This window comes from Clostridium amazonense (genome assembly GCF_056431285.1).
On record NZ_JBWKMH010000031.1, the window covers coordinates 13390 to 32235 of the forward strand.

The 18846-nt window shown below is 26.4% G+C and carries 17 protein-coding genes, 1 tRNA gene and 1 riboswitch; of the genes, 13 read left to right on the top strand and 5 right to left on the bottom strand.

Features of this window, described 5'->3' with window-relative positions; genetic code table 11:
* Window positions 1-6 precede the first annotated feature (6 nt).
* The 3 genes from AC07E4_RS12745 (at window position 7) to AC07E4_RS12755 (ending at window position 4427) form a co-directional block, all read left to right on the top strand.
* Window positions 7-2169 (top strand): Tex family protein, encoded by a 2163-nt coding sequence (locus AC07E4_RS12745; protein WP_478216580.1) that lies wholly within the window; start codon window positions 7-9, stop codon window positions 2167-2169.
* Window positions 2170-2676: 507 nt separating this feature from the next.
* Window positions 2677-3207, top strand: a complete 531-nt coding sequence (locus AC07E4_RS12750; RefSeq protein WP_040329708.1) for a hypothetical protein — start codon at window positions 2677-2679, stop codon at window positions 3205-3207.
* A gap of 407 nt (window positions 3208-3614) precedes the next feature.
* Window positions 3615-3732, top strand: a riboswitch (FMN riboswitch).
* Between the two features lie 116 nt (window positions 3733-3848).
* Window positions 3849-4427, top strand: coding sequence for an ECF transporter S component (locus AC07E4_RS12755; protein ID WP_040329709.1), 579 nt, complete (start codon window positions 3849-3851; stop codon window positions 4425-4427).
* A gap of 58 nt (window positions 4428-4485) precedes the next feature.
* On the opposite strand, the gene rimI is transcribed toward AC07E4_RS12755, so the two are convergent.
* Genes rimI through tsaE form a run of 3 tightly spaced genes read right to left on the bottom strand, consistent with a single transcriptional unit; the run spans window position 4486 to window position 6090 of the window.
* Window positions 4486-4932, bottom strand: a complete 447-nt coding sequence (gene rimI / locus AC07E4_RS12760; RefSeq protein ID WP_040329710.1) for a ribosomal protein S18-alanine N-acetyltransferase — start codon at window positions 4930-4932, stop codon at window positions 4486-4488.
* Window positions 4925-5632 carry a tRNA (adenosine(37)-N6)-threonylcarbamoyltransferase complex dimerization subunit type 1 TsaB gene (gene tsaB / locus AC07E4_RS12765; RefSeq protein WP_040329711.1) on the bottom strand — a complete coding sequence of 236 codons (708 nt, stop codon included), beginning with the start codon at window positions 5630-5632 and terminating at the stop codon, window positions 4925-4927. Before tsaB ends, rimI begins: the two co-directional genes overlap by 8 nt.
* Window positions 5629-6090 (bottom strand): tRNA (adenosine(37)-N6)-threonylcarbamoyltransferase complex ATPase subunit type 1 TsaE, encoded by a 462-nt coding sequence (gene tsaE / locus AC07E4_RS12770; RefSeq protein ID WP_040329712.1) that lies wholly within the window; start codon window positions 6088-6090, stop codon window positions 5629-5631. The genes tsaB and tsaE overlap by 4 nt, the downstream gene beginning before the upstream one ends.
* A 903-nt stretch (window positions 6091-6993) precedes the next feature.
* Here tsaE and AC07E4_RS12775 point away from each other — a divergent pair.
* Both AC07E4_RS12775 and AC07E4_RS12780 read left to right on the top strand, forming a co-directional pair.
* A complete protein-coding gene (locus tag AC07E4_RS12775) occupies window positions 6994-7614 on the top strand; it encodes a CBS domain-containing protein (RefSeq protein WP_040329713.1) in 621 nt (206 codons plus the stop codon).
* A gap of 143 nt (window positions 7615-7757) precedes the next feature.
* Window positions 7758-7833: transfer RNA gene (locus AC07E4_RS12780), tRNA-Trp, on the top strand.
* Between the two features lie 83 nt (window positions 7834-7916).
* On the opposite strand, the gene AC07E4_RS12785 is transcribed toward AC07E4_RS12780, so the two are convergent.
* Entirely contained in the window at window positions 7917-8888 is a 972-nt protein-coding gene (locus tag AC07E4_RS12785; RefSeq protein ID WP_478216581.1) for a lysophospholipase, read from the bottom strand.
* A 411-nt stretch (window positions 8889-9299) separates the two neighbouring features.
* Here AC07E4_RS12785 and AC07E4_RS12790 point away from each other — a divergent pair, with 411 nt between their 5' ends.
* On the top strand, window positions 9300-9917 hold the full coding sequence (locus tag AC07E4_RS12790) for a GNAT family N-acetyltransferase (protein ID WP_040329714.1): 618 nt from the start codon (window positions 9300-9302) through the stop codon (window positions 9915-9917).
* Between the two features lie 224 nt (window positions 9918-10141).
* Here the strand turns inward: AC07E4_RS12790 and AC07E4_RS12795 are convergent, their stop codons facing one another.
* Complete coding sequence (locus AC07E4_RS12795; protein WP_051540445.1) at window positions 10142-10507, bottom strand: tetratricopeptide repeat protein; 366 nt, start codon at window positions 10505-10507, stop codon at window positions 10142-10144.
* 595 nt (window positions 10508-11102) lie between these two features.
* Between AC07E4_RS12795 and nth the strand changes: the two genes are divergently transcribed.
* The 7 genes from nth (at window position 11103) to AC07E4_RS12830 (ending at window position 18835) form a co-directional block, all read left to right on the top strand.
* Window positions 11103-11738, top strand: a complete 636-nt coding sequence (gene nth, locus AC07E4_RS12800; RefSeq protein WP_040329715.1) for an endonuclease III — start codon at window positions 11103-11105, stop codon at window positions 11736-11738.
* A gap of 99 nt (window positions 11739-11837) precedes the next feature.
* Entirely contained in the window at window positions 11838-13013 is a 1176-nt protein-coding gene (locus AC07E4_RS12805) for an NAD(P)-dependent malic enzyme (RefSeq protein WP_478216582.1), read from the top strand.
* 789 nt (window positions 13014-13802) lie between these two features.
* The gene (locus tag AC07E4_RS12810; RefSeq protein ID WP_478216583.1) at window positions 13803-14615 is read left to right on the top strand and encodes a lysostaphin resistance A-like protein; all 813 of its coding nucleotides are present in this window, start codon (window positions 13803-13805) and stop codon (window positions 14613-14615) included.
* 99 nt (window positions 14616-14714) lie between these two features.
* Window positions 14715-15413 (top strand): VanR-ABDEGLN family response regulator transcription factor, encoded by a 699-nt coding sequence (gene vanR / locus AC07E4_RS12815; RefSeq protein ID WP_040329720.1) that lies wholly within the window; start codon window positions 14715-14717, stop codon window positions 15411-15413.
* Complete coding sequence (locus AC07E4_RS12820; RefSeq protein WP_478216584.1) at window positions 15391-16539, top strand: sensor histidine kinase; 1149 nt, start codon at window positions 15391-15393, stop codon at window positions 16537-16539. The genes vanR and AC07E4_RS12820 overlap by 23 nt, the downstream gene beginning before the upstream one ends.
* Window positions 16540-16733: 194 nt before the next feature.
* Window positions 16734-17705 carry a D-alanyl-D-alanine carboxypeptidase family protein gene (locus tag AC07E4_RS12825; RefSeq protein ID WP_040329724.1) on the top strand — a complete coding sequence of 324 codons (972 nt, stop codon included), beginning with the start codon at window positions 16734-16736 and terminating at the stop codon, window positions 17703-17705.
* A 41-nt stretch (window positions 17706-17746) separates the two neighbouring features.
* Window positions 17747-18835, top strand: coding sequence for a TlpA family protein disulfide reductase (locus AC07E4_RS12830; RefSeq protein ID WP_478216585.1), 1089 nt, complete (start codon window positions 17747-17749; stop codon window positions 18833-18835).
* Window positions 18836-18846 lie beyond the last annotated feature (11 nt).

The following is an 18846-nucleotide window of genomic DNA, read 5'->3' on the forward strand; positions in this document are numbered from 1 at the left end:
GAAAAAATGGATATTATAATTAAAAAAATAATAAAAGAATTTTCTTTAACTGAAAATCAAGTTAATAATGTAATAGAAATGTTAGATGAAGGAAATACAGTTCCTTTTATAGCTAGATATAGAAAAGAAAGAACTGGTGGTCTTGATGATATAGTTTTAAGAAATTTTTCTGAAAGATTAACTTACCTTAGAAATTTACAATCAAGAAAAGAAGATGTAGTAAGATTAATAGAAGAACAAGGGAAATTAACAGAAGAAATTAAAATAGCTCTTGATAAGTCTGAAACATTAACAGAAGTTGAAGACATTTATAGACCATATAAGCCTAAAAAGAGAACAAGAGCTACGATAGCAGTAGAAAAAGGTTTAACGCCACTAAGTGAAGCTATATTTAGTGGGGAGTATAAAGGTGATATAGAGGAATATGCAAAAGGATTCATTGATGATGAAAAGGGTGTAAAAGATGAAAATGAAGCACTTCAAGGCGCAATGGATATAATGAGTGAAAAAATATCAGATGAAGCAGATTATAGAAAATATATAAGAGCATTAGTATTTAGAGAAGGCTTCTTAGAGTCAAAGGGAGCTTCAGATGAAACTACTCCTTATGAAATGTATTATGAATATAAAGAAGAAGTAAAAAAAATACCAGCTCATAGGATATTAGCGATAAATAGAGGAGAAAAAGAGAAAGTTCTTAGCGTAAAAATTACTTGTGATAATGATAAAATAATACAATATTTAAAGGCTAAAACTTTAAAAGGAAATAATAATACGGATGTATATATAGAGAAGTCGGTAGAGGATAGTTTAAAAAGATTAATATATCCATCAATAGAAAGAGAAATAAGAGCAGAGCTAACAGATAAAGGAGAAACTGGGGCAATTGATATATTTAAAGCTAACTTAAAGGCATTGCTTATGATTTCACCGATTAAAGGTAAGACAATAATGGGATTTGACCCTGGATTCAGAACAGGGTGTAAAATAGCAGTTTTAGATGAAACAGGAAAGTTTTTAGATAATGTAACTGTACATGCAACAGCAAGTAGTGAATCTAAAGTAAAAGAATCTATAAAAGTTTTAACTGATATGGCAATTAAATATGGTGTAGATGTAATTTCACTTGGAAATGGAACAGCAAGTAGAGAATCAGAAGAAATTTTAGTAGAAGTTATTAAAAATGTAAAAGAAAAATCAGGCAAAGATATATATTATGTAGTTGTATCAGAGGCTGGAGCATCTGTATACTCAGCATCAGAGCTTGCCACAAAAGAATATCCAGATTTAGATGTTACTGTTAGAGGTGCTATATCAATAGGTAGAAGGCTTCAAGATCCTCTTGCTGAACTTGTAAAAATAGATCCAAAATCTATAGGGGTTGGACAGTATCAGCATGATGTTACACCTAAAAAATTAGATGAATCTTTAAAAGGTGTAGTTGAAGATTGTGTAAATAATGTTGGTGTAGATTTAAATGTAGCAACTCCATCATTGCTTTCATATATTTCAGGTATAAATTCAACAATAGCAAAGAACATTGTTGATTATAGAGAAGAAAACGGAAAATTTAAAAATAGAAAAGAATTATTAAAAGTAAAAAGACTTGGGGCTAAAGCTTTTGAACAATGTGCAGGATTTTTACGAGTAATGGAAAGCAAAGAGCCACTAGATAACACATCAGTTCACCCAGAAAGTTATAATGCTTGTAAAAAATTATTAGATATATTAGGTTATACAAAAGAAGATATAGCTGACAATAATTTAAAAGATATAGATGGAAAAATTAATAGTATAGGAGTGGAGAAACTTGCAAAGGAAGTAGAAATAGGAATTCCTACACTAAATGACATAATAAAAGAAATAAAGAAACCAGGAAGAGATCCAAGAGAAGACTTACCTAAACCTATTTTAAAAAGTGGAATAGTTGAAATGAGTGATTTAAAACCAGGCATGATGTTAAATGGAACTGTAAGAAATGTGTCAGATTTTGGAGCATTTGTAGATATTGGTGTTCATCAAGATGGGCTTGTGCACATAAGTCAACTAAGTGATAAGTTTGTAAAACACCCATTAGATGTAGTAAAAGTAGGAGATATAGTCGAAGTTAGAGTTATGGAAGTTGATGAAAAAAGAAAAAGAATTTCTCTTTCAATGAAAAAAGAATAAAATATAAAAAAATCTATGCAATTTGCATAGATTTTTTTGTTAAAAGAATGTTAAATAATTTTCAAGAATTATCAATTTAATGACTGTAAAAATAAAAATTATTCATTTATATTTTTTACAAATTAGTAAAACCGTGAGAAATGCTAGATTGAGAATTATAAAAAAAGAAATGAAATGAAATTTAATTGAATTTATTTGAAAATATGTTCAATTAGATTCAATGGAAAATCAAATAATGAAATAAAATGAATAAAACCTAAGAAAAACAAGATAAATATAGTTAAATAGGAATATAGAATAAAAAACAAGTAAATATAAGACTTTTTGAAAATTGATTTTAACAAAAAATAGGAGTATTTTATATTATATTTGAAAATGCATGCATAAAAAAATCAACAAATGAAGAAAAATGTCGAATAAATATAAAATGTAAAGATTTATTTTAAAAGTAAATTAAGTATAAATTAAAGAATAAATAATATGATTAACTTAAGGAGATTTACTAAAATGATAAGAAATTTAATTGGGGGAACTTGCTATAATATAATAATATGCAAGGATGATTTAGAAAAATATAACTTAGATTTAAGTACAGTAGTTATGGAATTAGATAAGAAAATAGATATGACTTTTTATAATAAGAAAGAATCAGAGAAAATAATATTATATACATTAAAAGATGAAGTAATATTAGAATGTATGGAAGAATTTATAAAAAATCAGTTAAAGTTCTATGATTTGGTAAAAGACGAAATAGAACCTTTAATTACTAAGTTACATAATATGAAAGATGTTTCAGAATTAATATCAATGGCAAAATCTGATGAATTTAATAATCTTACATATGATAGTGTACTAGAACATTTAATTGTAGAAGAAGAGTGTGATATTAGAATATGTTATGAGTGTATCTCTTTCTTTAGAGAAGAATACATAGAAAAAGAGGACAAACACTTTCTATCATACATAGAAAAATTAATCAGAAAATCAGCTAGATATAATAAACTAGGTTCTACAGTTAGAGTATTTTTTGCATAGATTGAATTAAAAAATTAAAAATATATATAATCTAGAAACTTAGAGCGATTACTTTATATAGTATGAATTAAATAAAGAATAAAAATAAATTATTATATAAAAAATTAGGAATGAAATGAATTAAATAATATTCATAGTCATTCTTAATTTTAAATTGGCTCCAAAGAGGAAATTAAAAGTAACTTACAAACTGTAAGGGACTGACTTTATATGATTAGAGGAATATGATATTAAAAGAGGCAATAAGTTATTATAAGATAAGTAGCACATCATATGTGTATAAATCTTGCTAATTTATATATTGGCAGATAAAATTAATAACAGTTAGCAAGGGAAACATTCTCAACATTTTGAATATTGCTTTTTGTATAGTGCTATTATATAATAAATATGAAAATAAAATATTAAATACTCTTCAGGGCGGGGCGAAAATCCCCACCGGCGGTAAAGCCCGCGAGCCTTAATAAGGCATGATTCGGTTAGATTCCGAAGCCGACAGTATAGTCTGGATGAAAGAAGATTGATACGATGTTTATTTGTGTATTCAAAGCCCTAACACTATTGTTAGAGCTTTTTATTTTTTTATATATCGTATTAAACCTATTAATTCCTAGAAGAGCATTATTAGGGGGTATTTAAAAATGGAACAAAGTCAAAAATTACACAGAATGGTAAAGATATCTTTACTTTCAGCAATTGCCTTTATACTGATGTATATAGACATTCCAGTATTACCAGCATTTCCATGGCTTAAAATAGACTTAAGTGATGTACCTGCACTTATGGGGGCTTTTGCATTTGGACCTTTAACAGGGATAGGAATTGAATTATTTAAAAATATTTTAATAATAATATTTAAAGGAACTGCAACAGGATTTGTTGGGGAAACAGCTAACTTTTTAGTTGGCATTTCATTAGTTTTTCCAGCAGCAATGATATATCATAGAAATAAAAGTAAAAAAACTGCGATTTTAGGTATGGCTTTAGGATTTTTTATGATAGAAGTAGTAGGAATACTTTCAAATGTATTTTTATTATTGCCTGCATATGGAATGAAAATGGTAGGTAAAGAATTAACAACATATGTATTAGCAGGTTTATTACCATTCAATGGTATAAAGGCTTTGCTTGTATCAGTGATAACATTTCTATTGTATAAAAGATTATCAGTAGCCTTATTTAAGGTAGAGCCTATGTTAGGAAAGCCTAAAAAAGCATAAAATATAGAAAAGATATGTGATAAACTTGATTTCAAAATTAAATTTATCACATATCTTTTTATATTTTTCTATTCCACATAATTAAACCATCTTCTCTTGGGTTAGAATAAAAGTCTTTTCTAATTGCTTCAACTTCAAATCCATGTTTTTCATAAAGTTTCTGCGCAATTATGTTAGATTGTCTAACCTCTAATGTTATTGAAGAAGCATTATTTTTTTTACAGTTATCTATAAGTGAATCTAAAATTATATTTCCATATCCCATACCACGATATTTAGGATGAACTGCAATATTAGTTACATTAGCCTCATCAAACAATATCCATGCACCACCAAAACCAATATAGGTATTTGAAATTTTCAAAACAACGTAATTAGCATGAGGATTAGATAATTCTTTTTTTATAGAATCTAAGCTCCAAGGAGTATGAAAACTAAGTTTAGAAATTTCTTCAACAGCAGTAATGTTAGTATCATTTAACTGTTCTACAATGATATTATCCATTATTTTTCATTTTCTCCTCATACTCTCTTTCAGCTTGAGATAATCTTAAATAAATAGGAGAAGCTGCATAAATATCATCAACTATACCATCTTTAATTAAATTTAACCCTATTTGACCTAGTGATGAAGCTTTAGCTACATTCAAATGACATGGAGCTATTGAGCAAGTAGAAATTTCTTCTTTAAGTTTTTCACAAAACTTAAAAGTTCCATCTCCAATAAAATAAATCTTTTCATTTTTAGCTTTTAAATCATTTAATAACTCATCAATAGATACAACATAAGGTTCTTTTAGAGTTATTAGTTTATCATTATCAAATTTGTATAATCCAGTATAAACATTACCTCTTAAAGCATCCATTATAGGACAAATAATACCATTAGTACCATAAAGGTTATTAGCAAGTCCGTCTAAAGTAGAAATAGAAACAAAAGGTTTCTTAGAAGCTTGGGATAAAGCTTTAATAGTTGACATACCAACTCTAAGTCCAGTAAAAGAACCAGGACCTTTTGAAACAACAAATCCATCAACATCATCCAAGGATAGTTGGGTACTTTTTAAAAGCTCATCTATCATAGGCATCAGTATAGTAGAATGTTGTTTTTTATTATTTATATTAATTTCACCAAGTAACTTATCCTCGCTTAATAAAGCAACGGTAGCACATTCAGTAGCGCAATCTAAACTAAGAATTATCATAGTATTAACTCCTTTATATAATCATATCTAGTTCCATCATATTTAATAGTAACTTTTCTAAAAGAAGATCCTAATTGAGGTATTTTTTCTAGATATATAGTTAAATTCTCATCAGGAATTAGTTCTTCTATATAGTTAGACCATTCAATGACACTTACACCATCTCCGAAAATATATTCATCAAAGCCAATTGCTGCAATTTCATCAGGGTCATTAACTCTATAAACATCAAAATGATAAAATTTTAATCTTCCAGTGTCATATTCGTTTACAATATTAAAAGTTGGACTAGTTATATTTTCTTCTATGCCAAGTCCTAAAGCTATGCCCTTTGTTAAATGAGTCTTGCCAGTACCTAAATCACCAACAAGGCAAATTACATCACCGCTTTTACAAAGCTTCCCTAATTGAATACCGAGTTTTTCAGTTTCTTCTACAGTATTAACGATAAATTCCATTATGTTCACCTCATTTAATATTTTAGCCCAAAATCATGAAAAAGAAAATCATAATTATAAATATATCAAAATTATTTAAGCTTTAGAAGGTGAAAATATTATATGTGATAAGTATTTTCGTAATAAAAGATAGTAACAATTATGTAATAAAACGTATATATTATATATAGGGTGAATTTATATAGGGAAATAAGTTTGAAAATGCAATTATTCATATTTCAGTTGAGAACTCTAATTAATTTAATTTAAAATTGAAAATTGAAAGTGAATGTAAAAATTGGATTTCCAATTTTGAAGAATAATTTTTTATTAAATTTGCACAGCAAATTAATTGAAAATAATATAAAAACTGAAATTTATAAAATATCCAAAGTAATAGTGATAGTTACTATTAAAACTATGATTAGTAAGAACATTATGATGGGGAATTTATTCTCCAAAATGAACTTTTTATGGATAAATATTATACTAATTTTATTTGAAGTACAAATAAAACATTGTAGCGTGGATTTCAATCCACGGGATATTAACCATAACTATTCACTTTTCACTCTTACTTGGTTCCAAATATGAATATAGTAATAAATTATAGTACTTCTAGTATCATTTGAGAAAGTTATTATTTAAAATATTAGCTTGGAACCCTATATCATGTTAGTGTGGTTTTTATCATAGTATAGTAATAATTAAATTTCAATACTATAATATCTATAATTTTGTAAAAACATATTGTCTTAAGTCTATTATACATTTTAAAAAGAAGAATAGAAAAAGATATACAATGAAATTTAAAAAATATTCCCAATAATACGAAAATAATATATAATTGTTTTATAATATTAAATTTCTAGTTTTATTTATTATATTTAAATAAGGGGTTTAGTATATGGAGGAGGGTATGTCATGTTTGTAAGTAATTTAATGTTAACTAGAGAAAAGCTTGTAACAGCCACACCAAAAATGACAATAGGTGAAGCTTTAGAACTTATGGAAAAAAACAACTTTTTATCAATTCCTGTAGCAGATGAAAATAAGTTTTTAGGGGCAATATCAAAAGAGAAGATATACACATATTACTATGAAAAAAGTGTAGAAAGAAAGTGCTTATTATCTGACTTTTTAGTTGAAAATGTTATGAGAACAGATGTCCCAGAAATAAAACCAATGGAGCAAATAGAAGAAGCTGCATATTATTTAGAAACTAAAAACGTTTCATTTTTAGCAGTTGTAGATAATACTGGCGACTTTAAAGGAATAGTTACACATTATGCTATATTCCATCAGTTTACAGAATTATTTGGATTAAATAAAGGACATAGGTTAGCTGTAATAGCATATGAAATCCCAGGACAAATATCAAAACTTTCTAAAATAATAACTGAAAATAAAGGTGACATAATAAGTTTTGTAGTTGTAGATCCAAAAACTAAAACAGATATAAAAGAAATAGTTGTAAGATTAAGAGCTGAAAACTTTGATGATATATTATCAAAAATAAAATCAGCAGGTTTTAAAATATTATAAAATATAGTAAGAATTCAAAGTTTAAATTAGAATTCTATATTAAGGGCTTGGAGTTTTCATTCCAAGTCCTTTCACATATCCAAATAAAATATCAAAAAAGTATTGACAAGTTTAAATGTTGATGATAAAATAAATCTTGTCTTAGGGGTATAGCTCAATTGGTAGAGTAGCGGTCTCCAAAACCGTTGGTTCCGGGTTCAAGTCCTCGTGCCCCTGCCATATAAACTAGTAGTTTACTACTAGTTTTTTTATTTTGTAAAGTAAGAAAAGGTAGTAAAATTTTACTACCTTTTAATTAATTATTAAATATCAAAAATGGTTTCTTTCTTTTCAATAGCTTCAGTTGAGCAATTTTTGTTATTTTTATTAAAAAAACTAACACAATCATTAAAAACCTTATGTTTCTGAGCTTCATTTAGAATTTCATGTCTAGCATCAGGATATAAAATCATATCCACAGATTTAATATTCATGTTTTTTAAATCATTATAAAGCCTAGTAACACCTTTTCCCATCAAACCAACAGGATCATCTTGCCCAGCAATTAAAAGGATAGGTAGGTTTTTAGGGATTTTATCTAGATTTTCTTTCTTTTGATTAGTTCGTAGGCCTTTTAGTAAATAGTAAAAATATGAATTAGAGTGTATTGTTCCGCATAAAGGGTCTTCAATATATTTATCAACTTCCTTTTCATCGCTGCAAAGCCAATCAAAATTTGTCCTATTTGGTTTAAAGTTATTATTAAAATTACCAAAACTTAGCTTGTCCATTGTAATTCCAGCAGTTTTGGCACCATGCTTTTTCATTTGATATTTAGCTACTTTTTCTCCAAATGAAAATATGAAAGGTTGGTTTCCATTAGTGCCACAAAGAATTAAGCCATCTAAGCCATTTCCGAAAAGTTCAGCATATCTTAAAGATAAAAAAGAACCCATACTATGACCTAAAAGAAATATAGGCAAATTAGGATTTTCACTTTTTATTAAATCAGTCACATCTTTTAAATTGTTTACCATAAGATGAAATGCATCACCTTCACCCATATACCCAAGTTCATCAGGGCTTGTCTTGCCATGACCACGATGGTCATTAGCGTAAACTATATAGCCGTTATCATTTAAATAGTTTGCAAACTCAGCATATCTAAGGGCATGCTCTGCCATTCCGTGGGATAGTTGAATAACCCCTATAGGATCTTTTACATCACAGGTCCATTTATAAATGTGAATATTTTTATCACTAGAATCTTTAATAAAAAATTTATTTAAAGTCATAAAAATCATCCTTTCTTAAGTACTTATAAGTAAATTTAAACATATATTATATAAAGTATTAATATGAAATAAATATAGAATTTATAATCAAATTTTAAGATTGGTTATTGATGTAAATTTAAAAGTTTTTATAGGCAGAAAAAATAATAATTTGAAACCACAATTGATAAAAAATATAATTTAAAACATAATTTTAAAAAACTATAATTACAATCTAATCAATTAGTTTATCGAGTACAGCAAAAAAAAAATTAATATAATATAAAAATATTAATAAAAAAACTTAAAAATAACAATAAATTTTTGATATAATATAATAAAGATAATTCTGACAAATTACTTAGCAAGTATGTTTAAGCAGAGAATAACTATAAATTATAGGGAATTTAATTAGCCTAAAGGGGGAATATTATGCCAAGTAAAATTGATTATTATGGTAAATTTAGAGAGAGGCACTTTTTAACATTTCCTACCTTAGAAACTAAAAGATTTTTATTATTAAAATGTGATAAAAATTATGAAAGAAATTTTGAAGAACTATTAAGTGATGAAGAAATTAATAAATACACAGGAACTGAAGTAGTAAATGCTAAAGAAGAGTGCAACATTTATTTGGAGCATATAGATGAAGAATATAAGAATAAGACAGCACTTAATTGGGTTATAATAGATAAGGAAAAGTGTGAATTTACAGGAGAGATTAGGTTATACAGCATAGATTTGTATTCTAATAGATGTGAATTAGGATATACTATAGTCAAAAAAAATTGGCGAAAAAGGATTGCAACTGAATGTATATTAAGAGTTTTAAATTTTGCATTTAATGAGCTTTATATGAACAAAGTATCTGCACTTATAGATATGCATAATATTGCATCTAAAAGACTTATAAAATTATTAGGCTTTGCAGAAGAAGGAATATTAAGAGAGCACTATTATAGTTTTAAAAGAAAGGCATATATAACTGTAGAAGTGTGGTCAATGATAAAAAAAGATAATGAATTTTATACTAAGACGTTAAAAATATAACAAGTTAAAGAGACCACAAAAACTTTTGTAGTCTCTTTTTCTGTAGTTATTTAAAATTTTTTCTTTAGTAATAGACTCATTAAAAAATTTTCTTCATGGGTCTTAATAAAAGTTACAATACTAAAATTGTAACTTTTAAAATTTAGGATAAAATTTAAAAGTATGAAACTTTCAAAATCGTATTATAAATAGTATTCCTTAATAAAAATAAAATATACAAAAAATTATTTTAATATTAAATGTCCAATATTATTTGTATATTCCAAAGTATAAAGATTTTTATCAGCAGTATCATCTTTAAAGTCTTCATAATATAAATCATTAAAGTTAAATACATAATTAAAAGAAGATATTCTCTCTAAATTTTTATAGGCAGATTTAAATGTTGCATCAAGAGAATATGCAACATTATAGTGTTTTAGTGCTGAATCTAAATCACCATTGATTTCACATATAATTCCAAGTAAGTTGTGTGGTTTAGCAGATATATCATTTTGTAGCATAGCTAAATGAATACAAGTTAAAGCCTCATCATATTTTTTACTTTTAATTAAATAAATTGCTTTTTCAATATTTTCATCAAAACTCATATAAAATCACCCCCAAGTTTTAATATATAAATTTTACCAAGAAACATATAAAGATAAGATAAAGATTATGTTTAACTATATAAATAAAACATTAAATACTTACGTTTTAATAAATTGGGAACAATAAAATAGGAATGGGAATATAAATTAAGTTATTTATGTTTAAAGTGAGAAATTATATAAAAAATAAATTTTATAAAATACACAAAGTAATAGTTATATTTGCTATTAAAACTATGGTAAGTATGAATATTATAATAGGGAATTTATTCTCCAAACTGAACTTTTTATGGATAAATATTATACTGATTTTATTTGAAGTACAAATAAAACATTGTAGCGGGGATTTCAATCCCAAAAATATTCACCATCACACTATTCACTTTTCACTCTTAGTTCTTAATTAGGTTCAATCATAATAAACTGTAAGCTTAATAATATCATTTGATAAAGAGGTTATTTAAACTTTGAACTTGGAACCCTATAATTAAGTTATTTAAAATGGTATAATAAATGTTAACAAATATAAATTATTAGAAAATACTATTTCGGATTAGAAATTAAAATATAGTTTTTAGGAAAGTAGGAAATTATAATGAATAAAAAGACTAGAGATGAAGTTTTAAGAATATTAAGTGAAGTTTATGAAGGGGCAACTTGTGGATTAAATTTTAATAGTCCATTTGAACTTTTAATATCAACAATTTTGTCAGCTCAATGTACTGATGAAAGAGTAAATTTAGTTACAAAAGAATTATACAAGGAATACAATACTCCAGAAGCTATAGTAACTTTAAGTGAAGAAGAACTTGGAGAAAAAATTAGAAGTTGTGGATTTTACAAGAATAAGAGTAAAAATATTTTAGGTTGCTGTAAAATGCTCTTAGAAAAGTATCATGGAGAAGTGCCTAAAACAATGGAAGAACTTATAGAATTACCTGGTGTAGGAAGAAAAACAGCAAATGTTGTTATGGCAAATGTATTTGGAATACCTGCAATAGCTGTAGATACACATGTTTTTAGATTATCTAATAGGATAGGTATTGCAAAAGGGAAAGATGTAGAAGAAGTAGAACAGAAACTAATGAAAAATATACCTAAAAAAATGTGGAGTGACGCTCATCACTACTTAATATGGCATGGTAGAAAAATATGTAATGCTAGAAAACCTAAATGTGAAGAATGCCCAATAGTACAGTACTGTGAATATTACAATGGAAAAAATAAATAAAGTACGTTATACTAAAAATAAGTGAAGATTTAAAATAAAATAATTATTTTATTGACTCAATATAAAATTAGTAAGTAAAGCAAGGGAAGGGTGTTTGACATGTCTATACAAGAAGAAGCATTAAAAGTACATAAAGAAAAGAGAGGTAAGCTTGAAGTAATTGGAAAGATGAAAGTTGAATGTAGTAAAGATTTATCTTTAGCATATACTCCAGGTGTTGCTCAGCCTTGTTTAGAGATTGCAAAAAATAAAGATGCAGTTTATGACTATACTATAAAAGGAAATACTGTGGCAATAGTTTCAAATGGAACAGCTGTTTTAGGACTTGGTAATATTGGCGCAGAGGCATCTATACCAGTTATGGAAGGAAAAGCATTATTATTTAAAGAATTTGGAAATATAGATGCATTTCCTATATGTCTAGATACAGAAGATCCAGAAGAAGTTATAAAAACAGTTAAATTATTAAGTCCAGTATTTGGTGGAATAAATTTAGAAGATATAAAAGCACCAGAATGTTTTTATATAGAAAAAAGATTAAAAGAAGAATTAAATATACCAGTATTTCATGATGATCAACATGGAACAGCAATTGTTGTTTTAGCAGGACTTTACAATGCATTAAAAGTAGTTAATAAAGAAATAGAAAACGTTAAGATTATAATAAATGGAGCAGGTTCAGCAGGAATAGCAATTTGTAAATTGCTTTTGAATGCTGGAGCTAAAAATGTGGTAATGTGTGATAAACATGGTGCCATAACAGAAAATCAAGATTTCATAAATGATGCTCAAAAAGAAATAGCTAAAGTAACTAATAGAAATATGGAAGAAGGAGTTTTAGCTGATGTAATAAAAGGAGCAGATGTATTCATAGGAGTTTCTGCACCTGGCATATTAACAAAAGAAATGGTATCAAAAATGAACAAAGATGCAATAGTATTTGCTATGGCAAACCCAACACCAGAAATAATGCCAGACCTTGCAAAAGAAGGTGGAGCAAGAGTTGTTGGAACAGGACGTTCAGATTTTGATAATCAAATAAATAATGTTCTAGTATTCCCAGGAATATTTAAAGGAGCATTAGAAGTACGAGCTACAGAAATAACAGAAGAAATGAAACTTGCAGCAGCAAGAGGAATTGCAAATCTAATAACTGAGGAAGAATTAAATGAAAATTATATAATTCCAAAAACATTAGATAAAAGAGTTGCAGAATCTGTATCATCAGAAGTAAAAAGAATAGCAAGAGAAAGTGGCGTTGCTAGAATAAAATAATATAAATAGAAAAGTCCGTTAAGCTAAATAAGCTTAACGGATTTTTTTATATTATGGAATATGTTCTATGTAAACAAGATTTATTTTTAAACGTAGCCGGGATTATGTTTTGTCGTAGCCGGGATTTCAATCCCGGTGTTCTTTGATATGGATATAAAGCTGAAAATTTAAAATAAATTAAAGAGAGATATACCGGAATGAATTCCGGGTTACGGAGGTAACTGGAATTGAGTTTTAAATATATCAGAAATTATTTTTAAACTTAGTGGGGATTATGTTTTGTCGTAGCCGGGATTTCAATCCCGGTGTTCTTTGATGTGGATATAAAGCTGAAAATTTCAAATAAATCAAAGAGAGATATACCGGAATGAATTCCGGGTTACGGAGGTAAATGGAATTGAGTTTTAAATATATCAGAAATTATTTTTAAACTTAGTGGGGATTATGTTTTGTCGTAGCTGGGATTTCAATCCCGGTGTTCTTTAATGTGGATATAAAGCTGAAAATTTAAAATAAATTAAAGAGAGATATACCGGAATGAATTCCGGGCTAAAAAGAAAAATGGAAGTGACTTTACTTGTTAAGTTAAGTATCTCATTTAAAAGGAAAAGTAAATTAGTCCATAAAGTGTTTGTCCATCTTGTTAATTAGTATTTTAAGACTAAAAAGATATACAAAAAAAGATTGGAAGTTTGTGAATGAAACAAATGTAAAATAAATATAAAAATTACAATGAAATCAACTATAAATAATTTTTTTATGTATTCTATAATAAAGGGGGGTAACAGCATGAAGAAAAAAGAAGTTATTTTCACAATAATTATATCAATATTATATTTTATTTTTATTTTAAATAGAGAAGGAGAACAACCAATAATAAATTACTTAGGACATATAATTTATATATGGATAGATATAATTTTAATTTCATTAATAAGGAATGATACAGAAAAATACGATGAGGATTTTATATACTCAAATAAAAAAGCAATAATAGCATTTGCAATTCTATATATTTACTTAATTCTAACTAATATATTATCCAATAATAAGTCTCAAGTTAATAATATAAGTTTATATGAGACTAAAATAAGCTATATTATTTATCCAATAATCATGATTGGCGTAGTATATGGAATATTACTAATTTCAATGAAAATGTTAAAAATAGATATAAAGAATTTTAAATTTAAAATTGGAATTAAGGAATTATTACTAGTTATACTATTAATAGCAATAAAAAAAGTAATAGAATGTTCTTTTTTAGGAATTGATATGTTGATTAATGGAAGAGAAGTATTTTATATATTTATAAATTTTGTCATTAATCTTATTTCACCAGCGTTCATAGAAGAAATGATTTTTAGAGGACTACTTATGTCAGGACTTAAAGGATTTAATTTTAAAATAGAAAATGCTAATATAATTCAAGCTGTTTTATTTGGATCAATTCATTACTTTTATTACACTCAATATGGCATCATAGGAATATTGGGAATTTCATTTCAAGCAATTGTAGGGTATATGCTAGGAAAATTATATATAAAAACTAAATCACTAACACCATGCATAGTATTGTATGCATTGATTAATACAATTTAATGTTAAAAAATACTTATATATTGAATAAAATATATTTATAAATTATTATTAAACTTAATAATATTTATATACAGAATTATAATTAGGAAGGAGATAGATATGTGTACTAAGATATTAGTAGTTGATGATGAAAAAACAATAGCGAATTTAATTGAATTATATCTAGAAAATGAGAATTTCAAAGTATTTAAATGCTATACAGGAGCAGAAGCAATGAAGATTATAGAAAATGAGGAGTTGGATATGGCTATATTAGATATTATGCTTCCAGATATAGATGGTTTTACTATATGTAGAAAAATAAGAGATTCATATACATTTCCAGTAATTATGCTTACTGCGAAAGATGAGGAAATGGATAAAATTACAGGATTAACTTTAGGAGCAGATGACTATATAACTAAACCCTTTAGACCATTAGAGTTAGTAGCGAGAGTAAAAGCGCAATTAAGGAGATTTACCAAATATAATATAAATAATAAGACTTCAAATGATGATACAATCTCAATTGGTGGATTAATACTAGATAAAAATACACATGAATGTTTTTTAAATGAAAAAATATTGTCTTTAACACCTACAGAATTTTCTATTTTATGGGTATTGTGTGAAAATAGAGGTCAAGTAATAAGTTCAGATGTATTATTTCAAAAGGTATGGGGCGATAAATATTTTAGTAATAGTAATAATACTATTATGGTACATATTAGACATATTAGAGAAAAAATGAATGAATCAGCAGAAAACCCTAAATATATAAAAACAGTATGGGGAGTTGGATATAAAATTGAAGGATAATAAAACTAGAAAAAGTGATTATTTAGCATTTAAAAGAAAAATATTCCTTAAAGTTTTAATACTTGTTTTGCTTAGCTTTACTTTTTTATTAGCATTAACTTTATTATTAAGGGGACATTTTGGTAATTGGATTGTAAATTTTTTAAGAGATACATTTTATTTGTCTGAATCAGATGCGGTAATTATTAATCATTACATATTTAGAAATAATGCAGATAAAATTATGTTAATTTTGAGTGCAATTATATTTTTAATCATATTTAGAGTTGCCATATCATGGGTTACAAAATACTTTGATGAGATTAATGAAGGAATGGAATCATTAATACAAAATACTAATAACAAGATTGAACTTTCACCAGAAATGAATTTCATGGAAAATAAGTTGAATACATTTCGGCATGCTATGGAAAAAAGAGAAAGAGATGCAAGGCAAGCAGAACAAAGAAAAAATGACTTAGTTGTTTATTTGGCACATGATATAAAAACACCACTTACTTCAGTTATAGGATACTTAGAGTTAATGGATCAAATACCAGATATGCCTCTAGAGCAAAGAGCAAAGTACATTGGAATTACACTAGAAAAGGCAAATAGACTTGAAGCATTGATTAATGAATTCTTTGAAATTACTAGATATAATCTACAAACAATTATACTAGATAAAGGAGAGTTCAATTTATCATATATGCTATTACAAATTACAGATGAGTTTTATCCAATGCTTTCGGAAAAAAAACAAGAAGCTATAGTAAACTCTGAAGAAAATATTATATTTTATGGTGATTCTGAGAAGCTTGCTAGAGTATTTAATAATGTATTGAAAAATGCAATTGCTTATGGAAATAATAATAGTAAAATAATAATAAATGCTTATATTAAAGAGGATAATATAACTATAGAAATCAAAAATAATGGAAGAAAAATACCCTCTGATGAATTAAATAGTATATTTGAGAAATTTTATAGAGTGGATAAGTCCAGGGGAACTGATAATGGAAATGCAGGGTTAGGACTTGCAATTGCAAAAGAAATTGTAGAACTACATTGTGGAGCAATTTATGCAGAAAGCAATGATGAATATACTACGTTTTACATAAAGCTACCTAGAAAAATCAATAAATAGTTAAAACACTATCCTTTTATGACTTATAGTCATAAAAGGATAGTGTTTTTGTTTTAAAATCATAAAAAGAAAAGATTAAGTCCTTCATAAGAAAATCTTAAGAAATATATAAGTTCATATTTAGATAAAAAATTTTAGAATTTATTAAAATTAATTCATAAGGAATTGAGATATACACTTAAGGAGGATTTTGAATGATGATATATAGAGAAAAAAATAAAAAGAAAATTGGAAAGCTAAAATATACAACTTTAGCAATGTGTGCAGGATGTATTACAACATTAATGTTATCAAATTGCTTAATAAATAAAATTGATTTAAATGAAGTTATATTTTCAAAACTTCAGAGTATAGAAATAAAAAGTGAAACAAATGAATTTATGGATAATGATTTATTATATAGTTCAAATGCAATTCTTATTGGATTAGATGACAATAATGTACTTTTAAATAAATTTGCAGATAAAAAGATATATCCAGCATCACTTACAAAGATTATGACAGCAATTTTAGCAATTGAAAGTATTCCTAATTTAGAAAAAAATATTAAATTACAAGAGGATATGTTTAGAGAACTATATGAAGAGGATGCATCTATGGCAGGTTTTTTACCTAATGAAGAAGTAGAGGCTATTGATTTAATTTATGGAGTGTTATTACCTTCAGGTGCAGAGAGTTGCATTGGATTAGCAAATGAAATTGCAGGCTCAGAAAAAAACTATGTTGAACTCATGAATGATAAGGCTAAAGAATTAGGTATGAATGATACTCATTTTACAAATTCAACAGGATTGCATAATAGAAATCATTATAGTACTGTAAATGATATTTCAAAATTATTAAGATATGCATTACAGAATAATACATTTAGACAGATATATACATCAAAAATTCACAGTACAAAATCAACAAATTTGCATCCCGATGGAATTACATTTGAGAGTACAATGTTCAAGCATATTAATGAAGAATATGAAAGTAAAGGGATTATTGAGGGTGGAAAAACTGGATATACTGAAAAGGCTAATTTGTGTCTTGCCAGCTTATCAAAAATAAATGGAAAGGAATATATTTTGGTAACTGCGAATGCACATGGAAATCCTGGAACAGAGCAATTTAATATTTCAGATGCATTTAATGTATATAATAGAATTTTAGAAAATTAATATTAATTTTAAAAATATAAACATGTAAGGGAGAAATATAAATGAAAAAAATTTTTTTAATGACTTTAATAATAGGGATGATATCTTTAACAATGTTAGGTTGTGATGTAGTAAATGATAAAAAAAGCAATCAACCTAAGGAAAAAGTTTTGAGTGAAAATATAAAAAAGGAGGATGTTTTCTTTGAAGAGTTAGGAATTAAGTTCAATCTACCTAGTAAATGGAAAAATATAGAGAAAAGTATAGATATATATGGCACAGCACCAAGAGAAAATGTAGAAGGACAATTAATTATTAGTTTTATACCAGATGAGGTAATGGATAAAGCTAAAAAAATGAATGAAGAAGCAGATAAAATTCCAGAGACAGAAAAAGCCAAAATAGAAGAAGCAGCAAAAAAAATTATGGATTTAACAGATGAGTTTAAAGAAATGTGTGTTATAGCAAGCATAGATAAGGGGAGGGAGGAAGGAACATTTCAAAAAGAATTATTTTCGAAATATGAAAATAATGATTTAATAGGTAAAGAGGGGGACTTAGACTTTTATTTTTTATATAATAACAAACCTAATATCAGTAATTTATCAGAAGAAACAAAAAAAGAATATGAACAAGTATATAAAGAAGTTAAAAATCTAAAAAATGCTATTAAAATATTTAAACCAGTATCAGAACAAGAAAAATTAAGCAAATACAATAAAATTGAATTTAATACTAAAACTATAGATGGTAAAAAAATAGATAGTAGTATTTTTAAAGAAAATAAGCTTACAATGATAAATATATGGGCAACATACTGTGGACCATGTATAGAAGAAATGCCAGATATACAAAAGCTTTATGAAGAAGTTGTAGGTGAAAAAATAAATGTAATTGGCATTATATCTGATACACCAGATAAGGATAATGAAGAAGTAGCTAAAAGTATTTTATCTAAAAAGGGTGTTAAATTCCAAAATATTATTCCAGATGAAACTATTAAGAATGGTATATTAAGTGATATTCAAGGGGTACCTACGACGATATTCGTTGATAACGAAGGAAAGGTTGTTGGAGAAGTTTTAGTAGGAGCAAATAACAAAGAAGATTATAAAAAAGCAATTGAAGATAGGTTAGCAAGTATAAAATAATTTAATAATAT

Bases quoted from the DNA above. Each gene is read 5' to 3' on its own strand.
- AC07E4_RS12745 (WP_478216580.1), top strand. From the start codon at position 7: ATGGATATTATAATTAAAAAAATAATAAAAGAATTTTCTTTAACTGAA.
- AC07E4_RS12750 (WP_040329708.1), top strand. From the start codon at position 2,677: ATGATAAGAAATTTAATTGGGGGAACTTGCTATAATATAATAATATGC.
- AC07E4_RS12755 (WP_040329709.1), top strand. From the start codon at position 3,849: ATGGAACAAAGTCAAAAATTACACAGAATGGTAAAGATATCTTTACTT.
- rimI (WP_040329710.1), bottom strand. From the start codon at position 4,932: ATGGATAATATCATTGTAGAACAGTTAAATGATACTAACATTACTGCT.
- tsaB (WP_040329711.1), bottom strand. From the start codon at position 5,632: ATGATAATTCTTAGTTTAGATTGCGCTACTGAATGTGCTACCGTTGCT.
- tsaE (WP_040329712.1), bottom strand. From the start codon at position 6,090: ATGGAATTTATCGTTAATACTGTAGAAGAAACTGAAAAACTCGGTATT.
- AC07E4_RS12775 (WP_040329713.1), top strand. From the start codon at position 6,994: ATGTTTGTAAGTAATTTAATGTTAACTAGAGAAAAGCTTGTAACAGCC.
- AC07E4_RS12785 (WP_478216581.1), bottom strand. From the start codon at position 8,888: ATGACTTTAAATAAATTTTTTATTAAAGATTCTAGTGATAAAAATATT.
- AC07E4_RS12790 (WP_040329714.1), top strand. From the start codon at position 9,300: ATGCCAAGTAAAATTGATTATTATGGTAAATTTAGAGAGAGGCACTTT.
- AC07E4_RS12795 (WP_051540445.1), bottom strand. From the start codon at position 10,507: ATGAGTTTTGATGAAAATATTGAAAAAGCAATTTATTTAATTAAAAGT.
- nth (WP_040329715.1), top strand. From the start codon at position 11,103: ATGAATAAAAAGACTAGAGATGAAGTTTTAAGAATATTAAGTGAAGTT.
- AC07E4_RS12805 (WP_478216582.1), top strand. From the start codon at position 11,838: ATGTCTATACAAGAAGAAGCATTAAAAGTACATAAAGAAAAGAGAGGT.
- AC07E4_RS12810 (WP_478216583.1), top strand. From the start codon at position 13,803: ATGAAGAAAAAAGAAGTTATTTTCACAATAATTATATCAATATTATAT.
- vanR (WP_040329720.1), top strand. From the start codon at position 14,715: ATGTGTACTAAGATATTAGTAGTTGATGATGAAAAAACAATAGCGAAT.
- AC07E4_RS12825 (WP_040329724.1), top strand. From the start codon at position 16,734: ATGATGATATATAGAGAAAAAAATAAAAAGAAAATTGGAAAGCTAAAA.
- AC07E4_RS12830 (WP_478216585.1), top strand. From the start codon at position 17,747: ATGAAAAAAATTTTTTTAATGACTTTAATAATAGGGATGATATCTTTA.